At 64.0% G+C, this 23262-nt stretch carries 20 protein-coding genes; 19 read left to right on the top strand and 1 reads right to left on the bottom strand.

Annotated elements, in window-relative coordinates; genetic code table 11:
• From trpD to Q0K15_RS01885, 12 genes are all read left to right on the top strand, one after another.
• On the top strand, positions 1 to 1032 hold the full coding sequence (gene trpD, locus Q0K15_RS01940; protein ID WP_294511326.1) for an anthranilate phosphoribosyltransferase: 1032 nt from the start codon (positions 1 to 3) through the stop codon (positions 1030 to 1032).
• Positions 1029 to 1811: an indole-3-glycerol phosphate synthase TrpC gene (gene trpC, locus Q0K15_RS01935; protein ID WP_294511323.1), complete on the top strand. Its 783-nt coding sequence runs from the start codon at positions 1029 to 1031 to the stop codon at positions 1809 to 1811. The genes trpD and trpC overlap by 4 nt, the downstream gene beginning before the upstream one ends.
• Entirely contained in the window at positions 1808 to 2422 is a 615-nt protein-coding gene (locus Q0K15_RS01930; protein WP_294511321.1) for a phosphoribosylanthranilate isomerase, read from the top strand. The genes trpC and Q0K15_RS01930 overlap by 4 nt, the downstream gene beginning before the upstream one ends.
• Entirely contained in the window at positions 2419 to 3609 is a 1191-nt protein-coding gene (trpB, locus tag Q0K15_RS01925) for a tryptophan synthase subunit beta (RefSeq protein WP_294511318.1), read from the top strand. The genes Q0K15_RS01930 and trpB overlap by 4 nt, the downstream gene beginning before the upstream one ends.
• Positions 3602 to 4372, top strand: a complete 771-nt coding sequence (gene trpA, locus Q0K15_RS01920; protein WP_294511315.1) for a tryptophan synthase subunit alpha — start codon at positions 3602 to 3604, stop codon at positions 4370 to 4372. Before trpB ends, trpA begins: the two co-directional genes overlap by 8 nt.
• 254 nt (positions 4373 to 4626) lie before the next feature.
• On the top strand, positions 4627 to 5811 hold the full coding sequence (locus tag Q0K15_RS01915) for a hypothetical protein (protein ID WP_294511312.1): 1185 nt from the start codon (positions 4627 to 4629) through the stop codon (positions 5809 to 5811).
• Positions 5812 to 5826: 15 nt separating this feature from the next.
• Positions 5827 to 6249: a hypothetical protein gene (locus Q0K15_RS01910; protein WP_294511309.1), complete on the top strand. Its 423-nt coding sequence runs from the start codon at positions 5827 to 5829 to the stop codon at positions 6247 to 6249.
• Positions 6250 to 6826: 577 nt separating this feature from the next.
• Positions 6827 to 8737, top strand: coding sequence for an acyl-CoA dehydrogenase family protein (locus Q0K15_RS01905; protein ID WP_294511306.1), 1911 nt, complete (start codon positions 6827 to 6829; stop codon positions 8735 to 8737).
• A 19-nt stretch (positions 8738 to 8756) separates the two neighbouring features.
• Positions 8757 to 9971 carry an FprA family A-type flavoprotein gene (locus tag Q0K15_RS01900; protein ID WP_294511303.1) on the top strand — a complete coding sequence of 405 codons (1215 nt, stop codon included), beginning with the start codon at positions 8757 to 8759 and terminating at the stop codon, positions 9969 to 9971.
• Positions 9972 to 10107: 136 nt separating this feature from the next.
• Entirely contained in the window at positions 10108 to 10467 is a 360-nt protein-coding gene (locus Q0K15_RS01895; RefSeq protein ID WP_294511300.1) for a helix-turn-helix domain-containing protein, read from the top strand.
• Positions 10468 to 10554: 87 nt separating this feature from the next.
• The gene (locus Q0K15_RS01890) at positions 10555 to 11058 is read left to right on the top strand and encodes a YbhB/YbcL family Raf kinase inhibitor-like protein (RefSeq protein WP_294511297.1); all 504 of its coding nucleotides are present in this window, start codon (positions 10555 to 10557) and stop codon (positions 11056 to 11058) included.
• 199 nt (positions 11059 to 11257) lie between these two features.
• Positions 11258 to 12373, top strand: coding sequence for an S-layer homology domain-containing protein (locus Q0K15_RS01885; RefSeq protein ID WP_294511294.1), 1116 nt, complete (start codon positions 11258 to 11260; stop codon positions 12371 to 12373).
• A gap of 74 nt (positions 12374 to 12447) precedes the next feature.
• Here the strand turns inward: Q0K15_RS01885 and Q0K15_RS01880 are convergent, their stop codons facing one another.
• Positions 12448 to 16827, bottom strand: coding sequence for an acyl-CoA dehydratase activase (locus Q0K15_RS01880; protein WP_294511291.1), 4380 nt, complete (start codon positions 16825 to 16827; stop codon positions 12448 to 12450).
• Between the two features lie 179 nt (positions 16828 to 17006).
• Here Q0K15_RS01880 and Q0K15_RS01875 point away from each other — a divergent pair, with 179 nt between their 5' ends.
• The 7 genes from Q0K15_RS01875 to Q0K15_RS01845 all read left to right on the top strand — a co-directional run bounded on the left by Q0K15_RS01875 (position 17007) and on the right by Q0K15_RS01845 (position 23122).
• Positions 17007 to 17885 carry a LysR family transcriptional regulator gene (locus tag Q0K15_RS01875; RefSeq protein ID WP_294511288.1) on the top strand — a complete coding sequence of 293 codons (879 nt, stop codon included), beginning with the start codon at positions 17007 to 17009 and terminating at the stop codon, positions 17883 to 17885.
• 203 nt (positions 17886 to 18088) lie between these two features.
• Positions 18089 to 19501 (top strand): serine hydrolase domain-containing protein, encoded by a 1413-nt coding sequence (locus Q0K15_RS01870; RefSeq protein ID WP_294511285.1) that lies wholly within the window; start codon positions 18089 to 18091, stop codon positions 19499 to 19501.
• Positions 19502 to 19524: 23 nt separating this feature from the next.
• Entirely contained in the window at positions 19525 to 19824 is a 300-nt protein-coding gene (locus Q0K15_RS01865) for an ABC transporter permease (RefSeq protein ID WP_294511282.1), read from the top strand.
• A 99-nt stretch (positions 19825 to 19923) separates the two neighbouring features.
• Positions 19924 to 20622 (top strand): amino acid racemase, encoded by a 699-nt coding sequence (locus Q0K15_RS01860; RefSeq protein ID WP_294511279.1) that lies wholly within the window; start codon positions 19924 to 19926, stop codon positions 20620 to 20622.
• Positions 20623 to 20640: 18 nt separating this feature from the next.
• The gene (locus tag Q0K15_RS01855; RefSeq protein WP_294511276.1) at positions 20641 to 21675 is read left to right on the top strand and encodes a P1 family peptidase; all 1035 of its coding nucleotides are present in this window, start codon (positions 20641 to 20643) and stop codon (positions 21673 to 21675) included.
• Positions 21676 to 21687: 12 nt separating this feature from the next.
• Positions 21688 to 22500, top strand: a complete 813-nt coding sequence (locus Q0K15_RS01850; protein ID WP_294511273.1) for a M55 family metallopeptidase — start codon at positions 21688 to 21690, stop codon at positions 22498 to 22500.
• 178 nt (positions 22501 to 22678) lie between these two features.
• Positions 22679 to 23122 carry an Hsp20/alpha crystallin family protein gene (locus Q0K15_RS01845; RefSeq protein WP_294511270.1) on the top strand — a complete coding sequence of 148 codons (444 nt, stop codon included), beginning with the start codon at positions 22679 to 22681 and terminating at the stop codon, positions 23120 to 23122.
• Positions 23123 to 23262 lie beyond the last annotated feature (140 nt).

The raw sequence follows: 23262 nt of genomic DNA, 5'->3' as shown, positions 1-23262 counted from the left end.
ATGATTAAGGAAGCCATCGTCAAGATCGTCAATAAAGAGGACCTCACCTATGAGGAGGCCTACACCGTCATGAACGAGATCATGAGCGGCGAGACCACCCCCACCCAGAACGCCGCCTTCCTGGCGGCCCTCTCCACCAAGAGCGCCCGGGCGGAGACTACCGACGAGATCGCCGGCTGCGCCGCCGCCATGCGCGCCCACGCCACAAAGGTGGAGACCGGCATGGAGGTCTTTGAGATCGTGGGCACCGGGGGCGACAACGCCGGCAGCTTCAACATCTCCACCACCGCCGCCCTGGTGGCGGCGGCGGGGGGCATGAAGGTGGCCAAGCACGGCAACCGGGCGGCCTCCTCCCAGTGCGGTACCGCCGACTGCCTGGAGGCCCTGGGGGTCAACATCCACCAGAGCCCGGCCAAATGCGTGGAGCTCCTCCGGGAAGTGGGCATGTGCTTCTTCTTCGCCCAGGACTACCACACCTCCATGAAATATGTGGGGGCCATCCGCAAAGAGCTGGGCTTCCGCACCGTGTTCAACATCCTCGGCCCCCTCACCAACCCCGGCACCCCCACCCTCCAGCTCCTGGGGGTCTATGACGAATATCTGGTGGAGCCCCTGGCCCAGGTGCTCATCAACTTAGGCATCAAACGGGGCATGGTTGTGTACGGCCAGGACAAGCTGGACGAGATCTCTTTGAGCGCCCCCACCACCGTCTGCGAGATCCGGGACGGCTGGTTCAAATCCTCGGTCATCACCCCGGAGGACTTTGGGTTTGCCCGCTGCGCCAAGGAGGATCTGAAAGGAGGTACCCCCCAGGAGAACGCGGCCATCACCCGGGCCATTTTGAGCGGAGAGCGGGGACATAAACGCAACGCCGTGCTTCTCAACGCCGGAGTGGCCCTGTACATCGGCGGCAGGGCGGACACCATGAAGGACGGCGTGGCCCTGGCGGGGGAGCTCATCGACTCCGGAAAGGCCGCCGCCGTCCTGGAGCGGCTGGTGGAGGTCAGCAACGGCCCGGAGGTGGGGGTATGACCATTCTGGACCAACTGGCCGGCCACGCCCGGGAACGGGTGGCGGCGGCCAAAGGGGCCGTCCCTCTGGAGGAGCTGCGACGGCAGGCCTGTTCTCTCCCCAGAGGGGACTTCGCCTTTGAGCGTGCCATGGGCAAGGAGGGGCTCTCCTTCATCTGTGAGTGCAAACGGGCCTCCCCCTCCAAGGGGCTCATCGCCCCGGAGTTCCCCTACCTGCAAATCGCCAGAGAGTACGAGGCGGCGGGGGCGGACGGCATTTCGGTGCTCACCGAGCCCAAGTGGTTTTTGGGCAACGACCGGTATCTGGAGGAGATTGCGGCGGCCGTCTCCATCCCCTGCCTGCGGAAGGACTTCACGGTGGACGAGTACATGATCTATGAGGCCAAGCTGCTGGGGGCGTCGGCGGTGCTGCTCATCTGCGCCATCCTGACCCAGGGGCAGCTCACAGACTATCTGCACCTCTGCGACGAGCTGGGCCTGTCCGCCCTGGTGGAGATCCACGATGAGGAAGAGGGGGAGACCGCCCTCCGGGCGGGGGCCCGGATGGTGGGGGTCAACAACCGCAACCTAAAGGATTTTTCCGTGGACACGGACAACAGCCGCCGCCTCCGGACCCTGATTCCCGACGACGTGCTTTTCATCTCCGAAAGCGGCATCCGGGACGGCGGCGACGTGGCCCGGCTCCGGGCGCTGGGGGCCGACGGGGTGCTGGTGGGGGAGACCCTGATGCGGGCTGCGGACAAAAAGGCGGCGCTGGCAGAATTGCGAGGTGGCGTATGAGTGGAACAAAAATCAAGCTCTGCGGGCTCTCCCAGCTCCGGGACATCCGGGCGGCCAACGCCCTGCACCCCGATTTTGTGGGCTTCGTGTTCGCGCTGAACAGCAGGCGGTATGTCTCCCCCCAACAGGCGAAGTCCCTGAAGCGCCGTCTCGCTCCCGGCATCCAGGCGGTGGGGGTCTTTGTGGACGAGGAGGTGGAGCGGGTGGCCGCGCTGCTGGGCAGCGGGGTCATCGACCTGGCCCAGCTCCACGGCGCCGAGGACAACGGGTACATCCGGCGGCTGCGGGCCCTCACCGATAAGCCGGTCATCCAGGCCTTCCGCGTCCGGTCGGAGGAGGACGTCCGGAGGGCGGCGGACAGCGGCGCCGACCACATCCTGCTGGACGCCGGCGCCGGTACGGGCACGGTCTTCGACTGGGGGCTGCTCCGGCAGATCCGGCGGCCCTATTTCCTGGCCGGGGGGCTGGGATTGCACAATGTGGAAAAGGCGGTGGAGGAGCTGCACCCGTACGGGGTGGATGTGAGCTCCGGCATCGAGACGGACGGGGTCAAGGACCCGGAGAAAATGGCGGCCTTTGTGGCCGCCGTCAGAAAGGAAGGAAGACCATGACCAATCCCAAGGGCCGCTTCGGGGTACACGGCGGGCAGTACATCCCCGAGACGCTGATGAACGCGGTCATCGAGCTGGAAGAGGCCTATGACCACTATAAAAACGACCCGGAGTTCAACCGGGAGCTCACCGAGCTGCTCAATGAGTACGCGGGCAGGCCCTCCCGGCTGTATTTTGCCAAGAAGATGACGGAGGACCTGGGCGGGGCCAAGATCTACCTCAAGCGGGAGGACCTGAACCACACCGGGGCCCACAAGATCAACAACGTGCTGGGCCAGGCCCTCCTGGCCCGGCGGATGGGCAAGAAGCGGCTCATTGCCGAGACGGGGGCGGGCCAGCACGGCGTGGCCACCGCCACCGCCGCCGCCCTCATGGGCATGGAGTGCGTGGTCTTTATGGGGGAGGAGGACACCGTCCGACAGGCCCTCAACGTCTACCGTATGCGCCTGCTGGGGGCTACCGTGGTGCCCGTCACCACCGGTACCGCCACATTGAAGGATGCCGTGTCCGAGGCCATGCGGGAGTGGACCTCCCGCATTTCTGACACCCACTACTGCCTGGGCTCGGTGATGGGGCCCCACCCGTTCCCCACCATCGTCCGGGACTTTCAGGCGGTGATCTCCCGGGAGATCAAGGCCCAGCTCCTGGAGAAGGAGGGGCGGCTGCCCGACACGGTGCTGGCCTGCGTGGGGGGCGGCTCCAACGCCATCGGCAGCTTCTACCACTTCATTGAGGACCCCCAGGTGCGGCTCATCGGCTGCGAGGCGGCGGGCCGGGGGGCGGATACCCCAGAGACGGCGGCCACCATTGCCACCGGAAGGCTGGGCATCTTCCACGGCATGAAGTCCTACTTCTGCCAGGACGAATATGGGCAGATCGCCCCGGTGTACTCCATCTCCGCCGGGCTGGACTATCCGGGCATCGGGCCTGAGCACGCCCACCTCCACGACATGGGCCGGGCGGAGTACGTCCCCGTCACCGACGAGGAGGCGGTCAACGCCTTCGAGTACCTGGCCCGCACCGAGGGCATCATCCCCGCCATCGAGTCGGCCCATGCCGTGGCTCACGCCATGAAGCTGGCCCCCGCCATGGAGAGGGAGCAGATCATCGTCATCACCATCTCGGGCCGGGGCGACAAGGACTGCGCCGCCATCGCCCGTTACAGAGGGGAGGATCTCCATGAGTAAGATTGCAGACGCCTTTGCCGGCGGAAAGGCTTTTATTCCCTTCCTCACCTGCGGGGACCCGGACCTGGAGACCACCGCCGCCGCCGTCCGGGCCGCGGCGGCAAACGGGGCCGACCTCATCGAGCTGGGCATCCCCTTCTCCGACCCCACCGCCGAGGGACCGGTAATCCAGGGGGCCAACCTGCGGGCCCTGAAGGGTGGGGTCACCACCGACCGGATCTTTGGGCTGCTGCGGGACCTGCGCCGGGACGTGACGGTCCCCATGGTCTTTATGACCTACGCCAACGTGGTCTTTTCCTACGGTGCGGACCGCTTTCTCTCCACCTGCCGGGAGGTGGGGATCGACGGGCTCATCCTGCCCGACGTGCCCTTTGAGGAGCGGGAGGAATTTCTGCCCTTCTGCAAACGGTACGGGGTGGACCTCATCTCCCTCATCGCCCCCACCTCGGACCACCGCATCGCCAAAATCGCCCGGGAAGCGGAGGGCTTTCTCTATATCGTCTCCTCCCTGGGGGTGACGGGGACCCGGAGCGAGATCACCACGGATCTTTCCGCCATGGTGGAGGTAGTGCGGCAGAACACCGCCATTCCCTGCGCCGTGGGCTTCGGCATCTCCACCCCGGAGCAGGCCAAACGGATGGCGGAGGTCTCCGACGGGGCCATCGTGGGCTCGGCCATCGTCAAGCTGCTGGAGCAGTACGGCAAGGACGCCCCCCGGCAGGTCGGCGCGTATGTGAAGCAGATGAAAGCGGCCCTCGGATAGGGGGAAACCACAGCCCCGGCGGGGACGAGGCATACGGTACGCTCCGGATTCTGTTGCGAAGCGCTGATCCAGGGTGTATACTTCATGAATAGAAATATTTGGAGGAGAACGGAGCGCCTATGTCTGTTCAGTCGAATGCTTCCTATTTTTTTGTTCCCTTTCAGCTTCAGGAGCCGCTGGACTTCCCGGAGACGGTCCGGCGGCTTGACCGGTCCGACTGCTGGACGCCGGCAGGGGAGCGGATTCTCTATTTCATGAAATATGTGTCCGACAAGCTGGATACCGGCGATCCGGAGCACGGCCAGTGTTTTCGGTTCTGCCTCAACCCGGAGACGCGGGGCAGATTCGGTCTCTCAGAGCCGGACAGCGTGTACCACATCGAGCCGCTACGGCATGTGGTGGAGCAGGAGACCTATCCCTTTTACCTGGGGGATGTGGAGCTGTTCTGCTTCCGCACGTCGGTGTGTATCCTGGCCATTCAGGTCAGCTTTCTGAAAAACGACCCCATTCACATCTCCAGCGGGCAGTTCTATCTGAAAAAGGTGGCCAAGGAGAAGGTCTACCCCCAGAGCGGGACGGGCAGCTTCACCCTTCTGGAGCTGGCCCGCAGGCTGATGGACACCCTGGGAGAGAACGTCCCGCCCGTGCCCTTCTTTTTCGCCAATCCGGGCAGCGAGCGGGCCAATGTCTTCAGCCGACTGGAGGTGCCGCCCCAGGAGGACTATGACCGGGAGCTGTTCTACCTGCGCCGCTGTTACAGCGAGGGCTATCTCTACCAGCCCGACCCGGAGCTGGACGCCAAGGAGATCTACCGCCCGACACAGGATACGGTGTGGGGCATGTCCGCCGAGGCGGCGGTGTGCCTGGTCTGCCCGGAGCGGGGGAAGGAGCAGTTTCTGCGGGGGGCCTTTTACCGCAACTTCAAAAGCCAGTATCTGCTGATGTACGTGCTGCTGCTCCACCAGAAGTATGTGCTCTACCTCTTCCTCACCGAGGTGGGCACCGGCATCCGGGACGATCTGGCGCTGCTGGAGTCCTACCGGGAGCGGCTCTATGACTTCATGACGGACTTCGTGTTCTCCCGGATCAGCGAGGTGCCCCAGTATCAGAATCTGTACGACCGCCTGCAGCATGTCTTTGCCCTGGAGGAGCTCTTTGACGATGTGCGGGAGCCCCTGGCCGCGCTGCGGAATCTGCAGCTGGAGCAGGACGCCAAAAAGCAGCAGAGACAGGATGCGCGGATCAACCGCATGCTCTTTGTGCTCTCGCTGCTGACGGGATTTTCCGTGCTGTCCGACGGACACGCCGCCATCGAGAGCTATGCGTCGCCCTATCTGCCGCCCCTGCTGGTGGAGGGACTTCAATACGGATTCGCGGCTTTGGTCATCGGGGCGCTGGCCTGGGGGATCATCACCCTCATTCGCTCGGACAGGCAATAGGGATGGGGGGAAGCCATGAGACCGGACTATATTTATATCGGCTGCTTTTTTGACTTCGACGAGCTGCAGGCGGCGGTGGCGTCCATCGCCCCCCGGCGGCTGGAGCGGCCCGTGCGGGCCCCCCACGTCACCTTCGTCTACCGTCCGGAGCGGGTGGATACCCGGCTCTTCGGCCGGGAGGTGACGGTGCGCGTCACCGGCTACGGCAACGACGGCCGCAACGAGGGCCTGCGGGTGGAGGTGCTGACCCGGGACCCCATACTGCGGGAGCTGGCCCTCCGCATCCCGGCCCCCCACATCACGCTGTCGGTCTCCCTAAAGGGGCGGCCGGTGGACACCGCGGGACTGGCCTTTTCACCCGTGGAGCCATTTTTGCTGACCGGCCGCTTCGGCGGCTATCTGCCGGACGGAACAGTGATGTTTGCCCCGGCGGAATAAAAACGGAAAACCTCAAACTGAGCATCCGGCGCCTTGTGGCGCCGGATGCTTCAGCTTGTCGAAAAAGTAGAAACGCCTCAGGTTTTGTGAAAGAGCCTCGCAGAGTTCCGTCGTCCGCAGACGACGGAATCAAGTCCAATCTGTTTTTTCCGGGGACATGTGCCTCGGGAAAAACACTTCTCAGACTGCAAGCGTGCGAGTCGGGGCCCCAAATAAGCCCAGCAAAGGGGGCTTATTTGGGGCTTCGAGGAAGTGCGACGCAGCAGGCTGCATCTCTTCGAAAAAATGCTTGCATTTTTGAGAGAGCCTGTCGACTTTGTCGACAGGCTCGAGCATCCGGCGCCTTGTGGCGCCGGATGCTTTTTGGTATCCGGGGTAAAGCTGCCGCCCGGGGCATTTTTGGTCCAAATACCAAAGTTTTTTACTATTGATACCATTACTCCCTTGATATGGAAGGCAAAAAGGAGAAAATTGTTAAACTACTCAAATCCTATTGACAAACAATGTTTTTGGGATTAGAATCGCAATATAAAAGTAATGGTTATTATTACTAATTAAAACATAAGGAGGAGTCACCATGCTGTTCAAGACCACGGAACAACACGAGGCCCTGCGGGCCCAGATCCGGGCCTTTGCCGAGGCGGAGGTCAAGCCCCAGGCCTTCCTGATGGACAAGGAGAATCAGTTCCCCGACGAGGCCATCAAGAAGCTGGGGAAGATGGGCCTCATGGGCATCCCTTATCCCAAGGAGTACGGTGGCGCCGGACTGGACGCCCTCAGCTACGCCATCGCGGTGGAGGAGCTCTCCCGGGTGGACGGCGGCACCGGCGTCATCCTGTCGGCCCACGTGTCCCTGGGCTCCTGGCCCATCTTCGCCTACGGCACCGAGGAGCAGAAGAAGAAGTACCTGGTGCCCCTGGCCAAGGGCGAGAAGATCGGCGCCTTCGGCCTCACCGAGCCCAACGCCGGCTCTGACGCCGGCGGCACCGAGACCACCGCTGTGGACAAGGGCGACCACTGGCTCCTCAACGGCGGCAAGATCTTCATCACCAACGCCCCCAAGGCGGACACCTACGTGGTCTTTGCGGTGACCACTCCCGACATCGGCACCAAGGGCATCTCCGCCTTCATTGTGGAAAAGGGTTGGGAGGGCTTCACCTTCGGTGACCACTACGACAAGATGGGCATCCGCTCCTCCTCCACCGCCGAGCTCATCTTTAACGACGTGAAGGTGCCCAAGGAGAACCTGCTGGGCAAGGAGGGCCAGGGCTTCAAGATCGCCATGTCCACCCTGGACGGCGGCCGGATCGGCATCGCGGCCCAGGCCCTGGGCATCGCCCAGGGGGCCTATGAGGCCGCCGTGGACTACGCCAAGGAGCGTGTCCAGTTCGGCAAGCCCATCGGCTTCAACCAGGCCATCGGCTTTAAGCTGGCCGACATGGCCACCAAGCTGCGCTGCGCCCGGCTGCTGGTCTACTCCGCCGCCGACCTGAAGGAGCACCACGAGCCCTACGGCACCGAGTCCGCCATGGCCAAGATGTACGCCTCCGACATCGCCCTGGAGGTCACCAACGACGCCGTCCAGATCTTCGGCGGCACCGGCTTCCTCAAGGGCATGGACGTGGAGCGGATGTACCGGGACGCCAAGATCACCACCATCTATGAGGGCACCAACGAGATCCAGCGGGTGGTCATCTCCTCCGCCATCATGGGCAAGCCCCCCAAGAGCGAGGGCGGCTCCTCCAGCCGGCCCAAGAAGCCCGCCCCCATCACCGGCGTGCGCAAGCGCATCCTCCTGAAGGAGGGCAGCCCCGCCGAGCAGGTGGCCGCTCTGGTGGAGCACCTGAAGAAGGACGGCCACGACTTCACCGTGGGCATCCCCATGGACACCCCCATCAGCCAGGCCGAGCGGGTGGTCTCCGCCGGTCAGGGCATCGGCGACAAGAAGAACATGAAGCTCATTGAGAACCTGGCCAAGGCCGCCGGCGCCGCCGTGGGCTCCTCCCGCCCCGTGGCCGAGACCCTGAAGTATGTCCCCCTGGACCGCTACGTGGGCATGTCCGGCCAGAAGTTCAAGGGCAACCTGTACATCGCCTGCGGCATCTCCGGCGCCGTCCAGCACCTCAAGGGCATCAAGGACGCCTCCACCATCGTGGCCATCAACAAGAATGGCAACGCCCCCATCTTTAAGAACTGCGACTACGGCATCGTGGGCGACGTCAATGAGATCCTGCCCCTGCTCGCCGCCGCCCTGGACACCGGGGAGAAGCAGCCCGCGCCTCCCATGGTGAAGATGAAGCGCCCCGCGCCCCCCAAGCCCGAGCCCATCGGCAAGCGGTACGTCTGCGGCGGCTGCGGCTACGAGTATGTCCCCGAGCTGGGCGACCCCGATGCTGAGATCGCCCCTGGCACCCTGTTCGAGAACCTGCCCGCGGAGTGGGTCTGCCCCGAGTGCGCCGAGGGCAAGGATATGTTCATTGAGGCCTGAGTAAAAAGGAGGGATCACCATGTATTGTGTCCGCAATGTGACGGAAGATCTGTACTGGGTGGGAGCCAACGACCACCGGCTCCACCTGTTTGAGAACATCCACCCCATTCCCCGGGGGGTGAGCTACAACGCCTACCTGCTCCTGGACGAAAAGACCGTCCTCTTCGACACCGTGGACTGGTCGGTGTGCCGCCAGCTGCTGGAGAACATCGAGCACCTGCTGGGGGAGCGCCCCCTGGACTACCTGGTCATCAACCACATGGAGCCCGACCACGGCGCCTCCATCGAGGAGATCCTCCTCCGCTGGCCGGAGGTGAAGATCATCTCCACCGAGAAGGCCTTCATGTTCATGCGGCAGTTCGGCTTCCGGGTGGACGGCCATGAGTGCATCGAGGTGAAGGAGGGCGACGGCTACACCTTCGGCAAGCACAATGTCACCTTCGTGGGCGCCCCCATGGTCCACTGGCCTGAGGCTATGGTCACCTTTGACACCACCAACGGCGTCCTCTTCTCCGCCGACGCCTTTGGCTCCTTCGGCGCCCTGGACGGCAAGCTCTTCGCCGACGAGGTGAACTTCGACCGGGACTGGATCGACGACGCCCGGCGCTATCTCACCAACATCGTGGGCAAGTACGGCCCCCACATCCAGCTGCTGCTGAAGAAGGCCGGCGGCATCCTGGACCAGATCAAGTACATCTGCCCCCTCCACGGTCCCGTGTGGCGGAAGGATCTGGGCTACTTCATCGACAAGTACGATAAGTGGAGCCGCTACGAGCCCGAGGAGAAGGGCGTGCTCATCGCCTACGCCTCCATGTACGGCAACACCGAGGCCGCCGCTCAGGCTCTGGCCGCCAAGCTGTGCGAGAAGGGCGTCACCAACGTGTGGGTGTACGACGTGTCCAATACCCACGTCTCCTACCTGGTGAGCGAGTCCTTCCGCCTGAGCCACATCGTGCTGGCCAGCGTCACCTACAACCTGGGCATCTACCCCGTCATGCACGACTACCTCATGCACCTCAAGGGGCTCAACCTCCAGAACCGCACCTTTGCCCTCATTGAGAACGGCTCCTGGGCGCCCAAGTCCGGGGACCTGATGCAGAAGTTCGTGGAGGACGAGCTGAAGAACATGACCGTCCTCAACGAGCGCCTCTCCCTGGCCTCCGCCCTCCACCCCGACAAGGCCGGCGAGCTGGAGGCTCTGGCCGACGCCATCAAGGAGTCCATGGCCAACTGAGCCGACGGGCCCTATGGAAAAGAACGAAGCCGCCGGGATCGTCCGATCCCGGCGGCTTCGCCGCTTTTTGTCGACGGGGCGGAGGGGATGTGGTATACTGAACACCGCACCGAAAAAGCCAAAAAGGAGCACGACCATGAAGCTGCGCGAGACCTTTACCTGCCCCCTGGAGCTGACCCACGACATGCTCAAGGGGAAGTGGAAGCCCATCATCCTGTGGCGGCTGCGCCTGGGGGAGACCACCCTGGCCCAGCTGGAGCGGGACATCGACGGCATCACCCAGAAAATGCTGCTGGAGCACCTGAAGGAGCTGATGGCCTTCGGCTTTGTGGCCAAGGAGGTGTCGGAGGGCTACCCCCTCAAGACGGTCTACTTCCTCACCCGGCCCCAGGGGGAGCGGGTGCTGGCCGCCCTCACCATCATGCAGGAGATCGGCATCGGCTATATGAAAGAGCACGGCATGGAGGAGCCCCTGCGGCAGCGTGGGTTGTTGTAGGCCATACCCACAAAAAAGTGGGTAATTTACGAAAAGGGAAAAGCCTGCTATGATGGGCCCACGCAACAGCACAAGGAGGATTTTCCCATGAGAGTAACCAGTCACGGTATTGTGGACGGCGTGATCCACGACCGCTACGGCAAGCACGGCGACCACCACAACGAAAACGGCGTGCCCACCTATTCCCTGCCCCTGGAGATCCACGACGCCCCCCAGGGCGCCAAGAGCTTTGCCCTCTTCCTGGAGGACAAGGACGCCTGCGCGGTGAGCGGCGGCTTTTCCTGGGTCCACTGGGTGGCGGCCAACATCACCAGCACCACGGTGGAGGAGAACGCCAGCCAGAACAATCCCGACTTCGTCCAGGGCCTCAACAGCTGGGTGAGCATGCAGGGCGGCAGCCAGAGCCCCCACCTCTCCGCCTGCTACGGCGGCATGGCGCCCCCCAACGAGCCCCACACCTACGAGCTGCACGTCTACGCTCTGGACACCCTGCTGGACCTGAAGGACGGCTTCTGGTTCCACGAGATGTTCCGCCAGATGGAGGGCCACATCCTGGAGCAGGTCACCGTCAAGGGGACCTACCGGAATTAAAGGGAGAACAAAGGGGACGGCCCTGCATAAAACTTCCAGCCCCGGCCCGGCCGGGGCTTGCTTTTTACCAGAAATAAATGTATGCTAAATAGGTACACACCGGGGTGTCTGCCCCGGTGACCCCCATGCGCCCGCACCGGTGCTGCCGGACGCAGGAGCAGGGGGCTATTTTTTTAAATGGAGGAAGTTGGATGCGAGCATGAGAAAGAGAATCCTGTCACTGACATTGACCCTGGCTCTGGCTCTGGGCTTGACGCTCCCGGCGGGGGCCGCCGGGGAGACCGGCTTCACCGACGTGAGCACCGACGACTACTATGCCGACGCCGTGGTCTGGGCCGTGGAGAACGGCGTCACCCAGGGCACCGGCAACGGCTCCTTTTCCCCCAAGTCCACCGTCACCCGGGCCGAGGCGGTGACCTTCCTGTGGCGGGCGGCCGGGTCCCCCAACCCCCGCTCCTCCGCCTCCCCCTTCACCGACGTCACCGACCCCGACGCCTACTACTATGACGCCGTGCTCTGGGCTGCCGAGCAGAACATCACCGGCGGCGTGGGCGACGGTGCCTTCGGCCTGGACGGCACCCTGGCCTACGACCAGATCCTCACCTTCCTGTGCCGCTCCACCGGAGCCGAGGCCTCCGGGGACGACTGGTCCACCGCCGCTGTGGAGTGGGCGGAGGAGAGCGGCCTCACCGACGGCCTCACCTTCACCGCCAAGGCCGACTGCCCCCGCTCCGACGTGGTCTACTGCCTGTGGAAGCAGCTCTCCGACCTCAACCAGGAGGCGCCCGCCCCTGAGGTGACAGCCGAGCCTACTCCCGAGGTGACAGCCGAGCCTACCCCCGAGGTGACTCCTGAGCCTACCCCCGAGGTGACCCCTGAGCCCACGCCTGAGGTCACCCCGGAACCCACCCCCGAGCCCGCCGTTGAGGTTCCCACCGAGCAGGAGGTCTATGACGCCATTATGGCCCTCCAATCCCAGTACCCCGAGGGAATGCACTGGACCAACGACAACGGCTATTACTCCGAGGCCATGCACATCACCGGCTACGGCTGCGCCGGGTTTGCCTTCATCTGCAGCGATACCGCCTTCGGCGATCTGCCCGCCCGTACCCACACGTCCTTTGACGACATCCGGGTGGGGGATCTCATCCGCATCGGCGATTACCACAGCGTGGTGGTCCTGGAGAAGATGGCCGACTCGGTGATCGTCACCGAGGGCAACTACAACAGCTCCATCCACTGGGGCCGGGAGATCACCCGCTCCAGCCTGGAGAGTGAGGGCTTTTATGTGACCACCCGTTACCCGGAGGGCTGACGGTCCCGCAGGAAAAGAAAAATGAGGAAAAAACGGCGTTTCCGCTCATGCGGAAGCGCCGTTTTTCGTGCAGATCAGCTGTGGTTTTGGATGTTCATGACCAGCATCTGGAGCCGGTTTTCGATGTTGGCGAAGCTGGCGTCGGGGTCGTAATCCAGAGGGAGAATCTGGGCGTCGGGGTACTCCTCCTTGATCTTCTTGGTGATGCCCCGGCCCACCACATGGTTGGGCAGGCAGCCGAAGGGCTGGAGGATCACGAAGGCCCGGCAGCCCTTTTCGGCGTGGTGGAGGATCTCGCCGGGGATGAGAATGCCCTCGCCGGCGTCAAAGGTGTGGGGAATGATGGGGTCGCTCTTTTTGGCCAGCTCCTGGATGCGGGCCGCCTTCTCGTAGAGGGGGTGGTCGGCGGCGATGCGGTCGGTCATGTTGTGGGCCATGTCGAAGATGTGGTCGGCGGTGGCGTAGAAGAGCTTCTTGCCCACGGGCCGGTTCACGTGCTGCTCCTTGACCTGACGGTCCTGGTAGAAGTAGGTCTTCTGGATGACGTCGGTCATGCGGGCCTCCACGATCTCAAAGCCGTTTTTCTCCAGATAGTCCTCAATGTCGTGGTTGGCGCCGGGGTGGAAGTTCAGGAGGTACTCGCCCACGATGAGCACCCGGGGGCGGAGCTTGGAGCGGTCGTACTTGGGGCGCTTCATGATTTCGATGGCCTTTTTAAAGCCCTTGGCGGCGCCATGGACTCCACCCTTGGCCATGCCGCCGGTGACCTCGGCCATGGCCTGGTCAAAGGCCCGGTCGGCGCTGCCCTTCTCCAGCTCATAGGGCCGGATCTTGCGGAGCAGCTCCTCCAGGGCGTCGATCATGGGCAGGCCGAAGGCGATCCGGGCCGCCGACAGGAGGTTGAGCTTGAAGCCGGGGTGGAGGTGGTGGGCGTCCTCGTCGTCGTTGGTGAGGATGGGCACCCCGTCAAAGCCGGCGTCGTCCATGGCCTTGCGGAGGAGGGCGCTGTAATGGGTGAGGCGGCAGTCGCCGATGTACTTGGCCATGGCCACGGCGGTGTTCTTAAGGTCATATTTGCCGCTCTTCAGGGCGGAGAGGATCTCGCCGATGACCACCTGGGCGGGGAAGCAGATATCGTTGTGCACGTACCGCTTGCCCATGGTGATGGCGTTGTCCCGGCCGATCTCCAGGGGGACGGCCCGGACGCCCTGGGAGCGGAATACCGCCGAGAGGAGCTGGCAGAAGGCGTGGGAGGTGTTAGGGACCAGTACGGTGCGGTCCAGGTCGGCCTTTTCAAATTTTACCGGGTAGGGGTCGGGGAGGGGCTGAGGGACCCGGACCTCCTCCTGCTCCCGGCGCATGGACACCGTCTCCAGGAAGGAGCGCACCCGGATGTGGAGGGGACCCTGGACGTCGCTCTCGTCCACCTTGAGCACCAGGGGCACCTTGCCCGAGATCTCCTTCATGAGGCGGATGATCTCGTCGGAGAGGTAGGCGTCGTGGCCGCAGCCGAAGCTGACCAGCTGGACGTACTCCAGCCGGGGGCTCCGGGCCGCCAGGATGGCGGAGGAGATCATCCGGGCGTGGAAGTTGTTGACGATGTCCAGCCGGCTCAGACTCAGGTCCTCCTCCTCGGTGCCGGGGAGGGCGTCCGCCGTCAGCACGGGGATGCCCGTGCCGGTGAACATCTCAGGCAGCTCGTGGTTGACCAGGGCGTCGTTGTGGTAGGGCCGGGCGGCCAGCACCACGGCAAATTTGCCCTCCCGCTCCACCTGGTCCAGCACCTGCCGGCCCAGGGCCTTGAGCTGGTCCCGGAAGGAGTCCTGGGCGCGGTTGCCCGCCTGGAGGGCCCGGAGGGTCTCGGCCTCCGGGATCTGGAACTTCTCCTTCATGTACTTCTTGAGCTGCTTCTCCTGGTCCTCCATGGTGTACCAGTGGAACATGGGGTCGTCGTAGGAAATGCCCCACAGCTTTTCCGGGTCGTCGGAGTTGCCGATGACCAGGGGGTAGCCCTTGACCACGGCGCACATGGACTGGCTGGTCTTTTCCATGTTCTCCGAGGGCACGGTGGTGACCACCGGCATGAAGATGCGGTCCACGCCCTTTTCGGCCAGGTTGCGCAGGTGGCCGTGGACCAGCTTGGCGGGGAAGCACACCGTGTCCGAGGTGACGGCGGAGATGCCCCCCTCGTAAATCTTCCGGGTGCTGGGGTCGGAGAGCCGGACGGTGAAGCCCAGGGCCCGGAGGAAGGTGCTCCAGAAGGGCATGGCCTCCCAGAAGGAGAGGACCCGGGGGATGCCGATGGTGACGCCCCGGTCCTGGACCGGCTCCGGACAGGGGTAGTCCTGGAAGAGGAGCTTCTCCCGCTCCCGGAAGAGGTTGGGCACGGCAGTGGCCCGGGCAGTGGTCTCCCGGAGCTGCTTGCGCACCGCCTCGTCCTTGGGGTCGCCCAGAATCTCCCCCCGCTCACAGCGGTTGTTGGTGATCCAGGCGCTGCCGTTGGAGAAGCGGAGGATGGTCCGCTTGCAGTGGTTGGCGCAGAAGGGGCAGGGGGCGTTCTCCTCCTGGCGGTAGGAGAAGCCGTCCAGCTCCTCCAGGTCCAGGAAGGTCCGGTTGGCGGGGTTCTTCTTGTACCGCTCCCGGGTGATGAGGGCCATGCCGATGGCCCCCATGAGGCCGGGGTAGGGGGCCCGGAGGACCTCACGGCCGGTGTACTCCTCCATGGCCCGGAGGACGGCGTCGTTTTCAAAGGTGCCGCCCTGGACCACGATCTTGTCCCCCGGGGAGTCCAGGTTGGAGAGGCGGATGACCTTGGTAAAGACGTTTTCGATGATGGAGCGGCACAGGCCGGCCATGATGTCCTCGGCGCTGCGGCCGTTGCGCTGCTCGGTGATGATGCTGCTGTTCATGAACACGGTGCAGCGGCTGCCCAGCACTGCCGGGTGTTGGGAGGCGAAGGCGGCCTCCTCGATGCCCTCGGTGGGGATGCCCAGGGAGGAGGCGAAGTTCTCCAGAAAAGAGCCGCAGCCGGAGGAACAGGCCTCGTTGACCAGGATGTTGGTGATGATGCCCTTGTCCAGCCACATGGCCTTCATGTCCTGGCCGCCGATGTCCAGGATGAAGGTGGCGTCGGCCACGTACTTCTTGGCCGCCCGGGCGTGGGCCACCGTCTCCACCGTGTGGTACTCCGCCTGAAAGGCCTTGGCGAAGAGCATCTCGCCGTAGCCGGTGGTGCCCGCCGCCAGGATATGTAAGGTAGCGCCCGCCTCGCGGTAGCGGTCCCGGATCTCGATCAAAGCCCGCTTAGCCACCTTCAGGGGCTCCCCGGCGTTGGGGGCGTAGAAGGAGCCCAGCAGCTCCTCGTTGTCGTCCATGAGGACGAACTTGGTGGTGGTGCTCCCCGAGTCGATGCCCAGGTAGGCCCACACCTCCTCCCCGGCCTGGGGCTCCTTCCAGACCAGGGGGCGCTTCCGGTTGCGGTCCTCGAAGGCCTGCCGCTCCTCCGCCGTGGCGAAGAAAGGCCGGGACTCCCGGGGCTGGTCCTCCGGGGCCCGGAACTGGCCGCGCTTCAGCTGCTCCAGCAGCCGGGCGGGCTTCGCCGCCGCGGCCCGGTTGCGGAACATGGTGTCCACGCACACCGCCGCCCCGCAGGCCACCATGAGCTCCGGGTGGGGCGGGATGAGGACCTCCTCCTTGGACAGGCCCAGCCGTTGGGCAAAGACCCGCACCAGGGTGGGGTTAAAGGTGAGGGGACCGCCCTCAAAGACCACGGGCCGGGTGATCTCCAGGCCCTGGGCCAGGCCGCCGATGGTCTGCTTGGCGATGGCGTGGAAGGCGGAGAGGGCCAGGTCGGATTTGGCCACCCCCTGGTTGAGGAGGGGCTGGATGTCGGTCTTGGCGTAGACGCCGCACCGGCCGGAGATGTCGTAGACACACGTGCCCTGCTCGGCCAGGGCGTTGAAGTCCTGAACCGGCACCTTCAGCAGGGAGGCGATCTCGTCGATGAAGGCGCCGGTGCCGCCGGCGCAGCTGCCGTTCATGCGCATGTCGGCCACGGTGAGGGCGCCGGTGTTGGGGTCGGTCTGGAAGAAGATCATCTTGGCGTCCTGCCCCCCCAGCTCAATGGCGCAGCCCACCCTCTCATACCGGCGCTTCAGGGCGGCGGCGTTGGCCGCCACCTCCTGGGCGAAGGGGATGTCCAGGCCCTCGGCGATGGGCTTGGCCCCCGACCCCGTCAGGCAGAAGCGGAAGGTCTCGCCGGGGAACCGCCGCTCCAGCTCCTCCATCACCCGGATGACGCTCTGAACCTGGTCGGCGTGGTGGCGCTGGTAGTCGGAGTACAGGATTTCCCCCGTCTCCGGGTCCAGGACCGCGATCTTGGTGGTGGTGGAGCCGATGTCGATCCCCGCGGCCAGGCCCCGCCCGGAGCTCTTGTTCTGCATGCTAGCTGTCATGGTTTTCCTACGTTCTTTCTCTAAAATTCACGGCGCGGACGGCATCCGGCGCCTGCTGCCTCCCCTGTTTGCCGGGAGTAACTTTCCATCTTAGTATTAAAGCATGTTTTATATTGAAATAGAAGTGAAAAAATGGTATTATTGATGAGAAAAACGCATAAATAGGGGGGTGACTGTGCTTGAATATACAACAGTTGGAGAGCTTCATCCAGGTGGCGGAGCATCTGAACTTTGCCCGGGCGTCGGAGGCCCTGAACATCACCCAGTCCGCCGTCTCCCGGCAGATCCGCACCCTGGAGGAGGAGCTGGACACCAAGCTTTTCCGCCGGACCACCCGGACGGTCTCCCTCACCTCCGACGGAGCCATCTTTCTGGAGCACGCCAAGCAGATTCTGGGACAGCTGAAGATTGCCACCGCCAAGATCCGGCACCACACCAACGCCCGGGTCCAGCCCCTGACCATCGGCTGTGAGAGCGAGACCGACCTGGACTTCCTCTGCGGCATTCTGGACCTGTGCCGGGAGCAGATTCCCGCCTTTCACCCCTTTCTCAAGGTCATTCCCCACCGCTCCCTCCTCAACCTCTTTTTCCAGCACGAGATCCAGGTCCTGCTGGGCTTCCGGGAGAACCTGCCCGTCAAGGAGGAGCTGATGTTTCGGGAGCTGGAAAAGATCCCCCTGTGCTGCGTCCTGCCCCGGAGCCATCCCTATGCGGGCCGGGCGGAGATCAGCGAGGAGGCGCTCTACGGCCAGAACCTCATCCTCTGCAATTCCTACACCGTTCCCTCCAAGGTGGTGGAGGTCCAGAACCGGGTGATCCAGCACATCTCCCCCGAGCGGGTCCACGCCAGCGACAATCCGCGGGCGGTCCTCACCCTGGTCCGGGCGGGGTATGGCTGCTCCATCCTGCCCATACCGTCCTTCTATGACGGCGCTGCCGTCTGTGTCCCCATCAAAAACGTGCCGCCCCTGTCCTACGGCATGATTTTCCAAAGGGATTCCTCTGACCCCGTTCTGAAGCGTTTTCTGGACATCGCGCTGCATGCCGCCGGAACCTGAGGGAGGGGAAACGGAAAAATCCGGAATCTGCGCACTTGACAGTCATCCTCTACTGATGTAAACTATGAAAGCGAAGGCGCCGCGATCGAGGAGGTTGCGACGCCTTCTTTGCATACAACATATCAAAGCCGGCCGGCGGCCGCAAAAAGAGCGGGCCGGCCGTGCAGAATCAAAGGCCAGAGGTGATTGAAGTGGAGCGAAATGTGAAAGAACTGGAAGCCTGCCTGGAGAAGCGGTTTCGAAAGCGGGGCTACCCCGGCATGTCAGTGTGCATCCGGGGGCCGGAGGGCATTCTCTATGAGCAGGGCTTCGGGTACCGGAGCATTGAGCACCAGAAGCCGGTGGACGCCGACACGGTGTTCGGTATCGCCTCCATGAGCAAGTCCATGACGGCCCTGGCCTGCTGCATCCTGGATGTGGAGGGGAAGATGAGCCTGGAGGACCCGGTGGTCAAATACTTCCCCAACTTCCACATCCCCGGTGCGCCGGACGAGTGTATCACCGTGCGGACCTTGGCCATGCACCGGTCGGGCCTGCCCCCCATGGAGCCTCTGGAGTGGTCCATCGCCATGAACAGCAAGGAGCGGGACACCCACTGGTACCGGGAGATGGTGCGCACCGCCCCCAACAAGATGGACCGCATCGAGCAGATCGTGGACTACATCACGGCGGGCAACTATGAGCCGGTGGGAGCGCCGGGGGAGTACATGAGCTACTCCAACGAGGGTTACGCCGCCCTCTCCTACATTGTGGACCAGGCGGCCGGCATCACCCTGGAGGAATTCCTGAAGGAGCGGATCTTTGAGCCCCTGGGCATGACCCGGACGGTGCTGGACGTGGACTGCTCGGAGGCCCGGGCCCTGGCCGGGGACAACATTACCAGCCTCTTCGAGCGGGACGACGACGGCAAGCTGGTCTGGGATGACAACTGGTCTATCCTGCCCCCCTTCCGGGGCTGCGCCTGTGTGAAGTCCACCGCCAAGGACATCACCAAATACTACCAGATGCTCTCCAACGGCGGCGTGTGGGAGGGGAAACAGGTCATCCCCGCCGAAGCGGTGGAGCTGATGATCGGCAAGGCCTTCCCCCTCCGGGAGAAGTATTACTACTGCATGGGGCTTCAGAAGCGGCTGCTGGGAGGCAAAATGGTGTGCCAGCACGCCGGCGGCCTCCACGGCGTGTCCACCGAGGGCGGCCTTATGGAGGGGGGCTACGGCGTGGCCGTTCTCTGCAACGAAGGCGATGTGGATGTGGAGGATTTCCAGTGGATCTGCTACAACTACATCCTGGGCCTGCCCCTGGAGACGGAGCACTACTGGGACATCCCCAACGGCGGCGCCTTCAGCCGGCCGGAGATGCTCTGCGGCGACTACCTGTGCCACGAGGGCCTGCCCGTCCACTGCATCGTGGAGGAGAAGGACGGGGTCCTGGGCGGCACCTATCAGGATAAGCCGGTGGTGCTGCGCTGGTGTGGGCAGAACATCTTCACCGCCGTGGACGCCAAGGACCCGGCCAAGCGGGTGACAACCCTGCGGTTCTACACCCGGAACGGCTCCGCCTGGGGCGTGAAGTGCGGCTCCCGGATCTATCAGCGGGTCCGGACGGAAGAGCCGTAGAAGGGGAGGAGGAAGATGACCCCATGAAAAGCTATATCATCAAGCAGCTCCTTCAGGGTATCCTGCTGGTGGTGTCGGTGTCCATCCTGGTGTTCAGTCTGCTCTACATGATGCCGGGCAACCCGGTGGATATGGTGGTGGACCGGAAGGTGTCGGCCGAGAAAAAGGCCGAGATCGCCCACGAGATGGGCTACGACCGCCCCCTGCTGGAGCAGTATGTGGACTGGGCCAAGGGGATCATATTTGAACGGGACTTCGGCACCTCCACCCGGTACAAGGTGCCGGTGTGGGACCTGATGATGGCCCGTACTGGAACGACCTGAGCTTCTAAATCCCATCCCGACAAAAAACACTGGCGCCGGTATCTTCGTACCGGCGCCAGCGTGCGCATACAGATAAATTCCAGAAAGAGGGTAAACAAGATGGAGCACCCCATCGGTATCATCGGCGGCATGGGTCCCATGGCCTCCCAGCTCTTTTATAAAATGGTGACGGAGCACACGGCGGCGGAGCGGGACCAGGACCACATCAACCTCATCCTGCTCAGCGATGCCTCCATGCCTGACCGGACGGCGGCCATCCTGTCCGGGCAGTACGACGGGCCCTACGAGCAGCTCCTCACCGACGCCCGGATGCTGGAGCAGTGCGGCTGCACCGCCATCGCCATCACCTGCAACACCGCCCACTTCTTTGCCGACATGATCGCCGACAAGATCGGTATCCCCATCCTCCATATGATCCGGGAGACGGCGGCCACTCTGGCCGGCCGGTGTCCCGGCGGCGTCATCGGCGTCATGGCCACCGACGGCACGGTGCAGACCGGACTTTATCAGAAGGCACTGACCGAGCGAGGCCTCACCCCCTGGACCCCTCCGGCGGACATCCAGAAGGAGGTCATGCACCAGATCTACGACCGGGTGAAAAAGGGCCTGCCCTGGGACCAGGAGAGCTGGGGGTGCATCGAGGCGGCCTACCGGCAGGCGGGCTGCGCCGCCGTGGTGCTGGCCTGCACCGAGCTCTCGGTCATCAAGGCCGACGAGGGCCTGGGGGACTGGTATGTGGACCCCATGGAGACCCTGGCCCGGAAGGTCATCGAGACCGCCGGAAAGACCTATCGCTGAAGAGAGGAGAAGGAGACTATGGGACTGCCCGAAAACAGCGGCTTTGACCTCCACGCCAAGTGGCCCCGGGGGAAGCGGGACCTCATCACCGACGTGCCCGGGGTGAAGGTGGGCCATGTGACATTAAAGGAAGGGGATATCCACACCGGCGTCACCGCCGTGCTGCCCCACGGGGGCAACTGCTTCCAGGACAAGGTGATGGCCGGGGTGTCGGTCATCAACGGCTTCGGCAAGAGCGTGGGCCTCATCCAGATCCAGGAGCTGGGCACCATTGAGACCCCCATCCTCCTCACCAACACCCTGAGTGTGGGCACCGCCTGTGAGGAGCTCACCCGGTACATGCTGGAGGGGAACCCGGACATCGGGGTCACCACCGGCACGGTGAACTGTGTGGTCACCGAGTGCAACGACGGCCGGCTCAACGACATCCGGGGCCTCCACGTCCGACCCGAGCACGTCCGTGAGGCCCTGGCCAATGCCGGGGAGGACTTTGAAGAGGGGGCCGTGGGCGGCGGCACCGGCATGGTCTGCCTGGGACTCAAGGGGGGCATCGGCTCCGCCTCCCGGCGGGTGGAGGTGGACGGCCAGACCTACACCGTGGGCGCCCTGGTCATGTCCAACTTCGGCGCGCCGGGCAACCTCATCATCGGCGGGAAGCACTACGACACCAAACTGGGCCGGGACGAGCGGAAGGACGAGGGCTCCATCATCATGCTCCTGGCCACCGATATCCCCCTCAACGAGCGGCAGCTGAGCCGGCTGGCCAAGCGGTCCATGGTGGCCCTGGGCCGGGTGGGTTCCTACTGCGGCAACGGCAGCGGCGACATCGCCATCGCCTTTACCACCGCCAACCGCCTGCCCCATTACAGCGAGAAGAACATCCTGGAGACCAGGATGTTCTATGATGAGAACATCGACCGGGTCTTTGTGGCCGGGGTAGAGGCGGTGGAGGAGGCCATCATCAGCTCCCTCTACCACGCCGAGACCACCACGGGAATCCGGTGCAACTGCTACCTGGGCCTCCGGGACTTCGTGGCCCGGTACGGCGGTTAAGGGGGCGATCCTGTGGCGGTATACTTTATCAGCGCCGACCTGGAGGGCATCACCGACGTCACCGCCTGGTGCGAGACCGAGCCTGGCGGCCAGGGCTATGAGGAGGCCCGGGCCCAGATGACCCGGGAGGTGGCGGCGGCCTGTGAGTCCATCCTGGACGCCGGCCACCAGGCGGTGGTCCGGGACGGCCACGGCTGCGCCCGGAACCTCCTCCACGACAAGCTGCCCCGGGGGGTCCGGCTCATGCGGGGCTGGGCCTGTCACCCCGGCTCCATGATGGCCGGCCTGGACGGAGGTTATGCCGGCGCCCTCTTCATCGGCTACCACGCCCCCGCCGGCACCGACGGCAGCCCCCTGGCCCACACCATCAACAAGGACGTCATCCGCTGCCTGAAGGTCAACGGCCGCGTCGCCTCCGAGTTCACCCTCAACTCCCTGTATGCCGCCCAGCAGGGGGTGTCGTCCATTTTTCTCAGCGGGGACGAGACCATCTGTCGACTGGCGGCGGAGGAGATCCCCGGCCTCACCACCGTGGCGGTGAAGGAGTGCCGGGGCAATTCCACCTTCAACCTCCACCCTGACGACGCCTGCGAGGCCATCCGGGCGGGGGTGGCGGCGGCCCTGACCCGGCCTCTGCCGGTGCGGGCGGTGCCGGAGACCCTGACGGTGGAGGCCGCCCTCACCGGCCACCAGGCGGCCCGTCGGGCCCAGGCCCTGACGTCTCTGGCCCGGTCCCCCTTTACCCGCACCGCTGTGGACGCCGTCTCCTACACCGCCCACAGCCCCACGGAGCTCAATGAGGCCCTGGAGGAGATCATCGGCTGAGGCACGCCCGCCGAAAATCGCATATTTTATGAACAAACATCGTTCCTTTTGTAAACATTAGCACTCTCGCCTTGACAGTGCTAATCCACGGTGCTATAACATAATTGTTCCAAGAAGAGGAGTTCAGAGAGCTCCTCCGCAGGGCAAGAAATAAGTGCTGTGAATGGAGGAATGACTTATGTTGCCCAGCATTTTTGGTGAAAACCTGTTCGATGATTTCTTTAATGACCGCTTTGGTATGTTCCCCATGTGGAATGGCCATGATCCCCTGTACGGCAAGCACGCCAAGAACCTGATGAAGACCGATGTGCGGGAGACCGAGAACACCTATGAGGTGGACGTGGACCTGCCCGGCTTCAAGAAGGACGAGATTGCCGTGGACCTGAAGGACGGCTACCTGACCATCAGCGCCGCCAAGGGCCTGGATAAGGACGAGAAGGACAAGGAGGGCCGTTACATCCGCCAGGAGCGCTACGCCGGTTCGTGCAGCCGGAGCTTCTACGTGGGCGATGTGAAGCCCGAGGACGTGTCCGCCAAGTACGAGGACGGCATCCTGAAGCTGTCCATGCCCAAGCAGGGCAAGCAGGAGCTGCCCAAGCGCTCCACCATCGCCATCGGCTGATGGGACAAGTCCATACCCATTGATCTGTAAAAAGGGGGCGCTCCCAGAGATGGGAGCGCCCCCTGAGCCTGTCGACAAAGTCGACAGGCTCAGTCTGTCGAAAAAGTCCGGCGAAAGCTGGGCTTTTTCGTTTGCAAGAG

Source organism: uncultured Intestinimonas sp. (genome assembly GCF_944387245.1).
Taxonomy (GTDB): Bacteria; Bacillota; Clostridia; order Oscillospirales; family Oscillospiraceae; genus Intestinimonas.
Note: the sequence above shows the minus strand (reverse complement) of the source record. Positions and strands in the feature narration are given on the sequence as shown.

Coding starts and splice junctions, on each gene's coding strand:
- Q0K15_RS01915 (WP_294511312.1), top strand. CDS start 4,627: ATGAAATATGTGTCCGACAAGCTGGATACCGGCGATCCGGAGCACGGC.
- trpD (WP_294511326.1), top strand. CDS start 1: ATGATTAAGGAAGCCATCGTCAAGATCGTCAATAAAGAGGACCTCACC.
- Q0K15_RS01890 (WP_294511297.1), top strand. CDS start 10,555: ATGAGAGTAACCAGTCACGGTATTGTGGACGGCGTGATCCACGACCGC.
- Q0K15_RS01930 (WP_294511321.1), top strand. CDS start 1,808: ATGAGTGGAACAAAAATCAAGCTCTGCGGGCTCTCCCAGCTCCGGGAC.
- Q0K15_RS01910 (WP_294511309.1), top strand. CDS start 5,827: ATGAGACCGGACTATATTTATATCGGCTGCTTTTTTGACTTCGACGAG.
- Q0K15_RS01845 (WP_294511270.1), top strand. CDS start 22,679: ATGTTGCCCAGCATTTTTGGTGAAAACCTGTTCGATGATTTCTTTAAT.
- Q0K15_RS01860 (WP_294511279.1), top strand. CDS start 19,924: ATGGAGCACCCCATCGGTATCATCGGCGGCATGGGTCCCATGGCCTCC.
- Q0K15_RS01895 (WP_294511300.1), top strand. CDS start 10,108: ATGAAGCTGCGCGAGACCTTTACCTGCCCCCTGGAGCTGACCCACGAC.
- Q0K15_RS01885 (WP_294511294.1), top strand. CDS start 11,258: ATGAGAAAGAGAATCCTGTCACTGACATTGACCCTGGCTCTGGCTCTG.
- trpB (WP_294511318.1), top strand. CDS start 2,419: ATGACCAATCCCAAGGGCCGCTTCGGGGTACACGGCGGGCAGTACATC.
- Q0K15_RS01855 (WP_294511276.1), top strand. CDS start 20,641: ATGGGACTGCCCGAAAACAGCGGCTTTGACCTCCACGCCAAGTGGCCC.
- Q0K15_RS01905 (WP_294511306.1), top strand. CDS start 6,827: ATGCTGTTCAAGACCACGGAACAACACGAGGCCCTGCGGGCCCAGATC.
- trpC (WP_294511323.1), top strand. CDS start 1,029: ATGACCATTCTGGACCAACTGGCCGGCCACGCCCGGGAACGGGTGGCG.
- Q0K15_RS01880 (WP_294511291.1), bottom strand. CDS start 16,827: ATGACAGCTAGCATGCAGAACAAGAGCTCCGGGCGGGGCCTGGCCGCG.
- trpA (WP_294511315.1), top strand. CDS start 3,602: ATGAGTAAGATTGCAGACGCCTTTGCCGGCGGAAAGGCTTTTATTCCC.
- Q0K15_RS01900 (WP_294511303.1), top strand. CDS start 8,757: ATGTATTGTGTCCGCAATGTGACGGAAGATCTGTACTGGGTGGGAGCC.
- Q0K15_RS01865 (WP_294511282.1), top strand. CDS start 19,525: ATGAAAAGCTATATCATCAAGCAGCTCCTTCAGGGTATCCTGCTGGTG.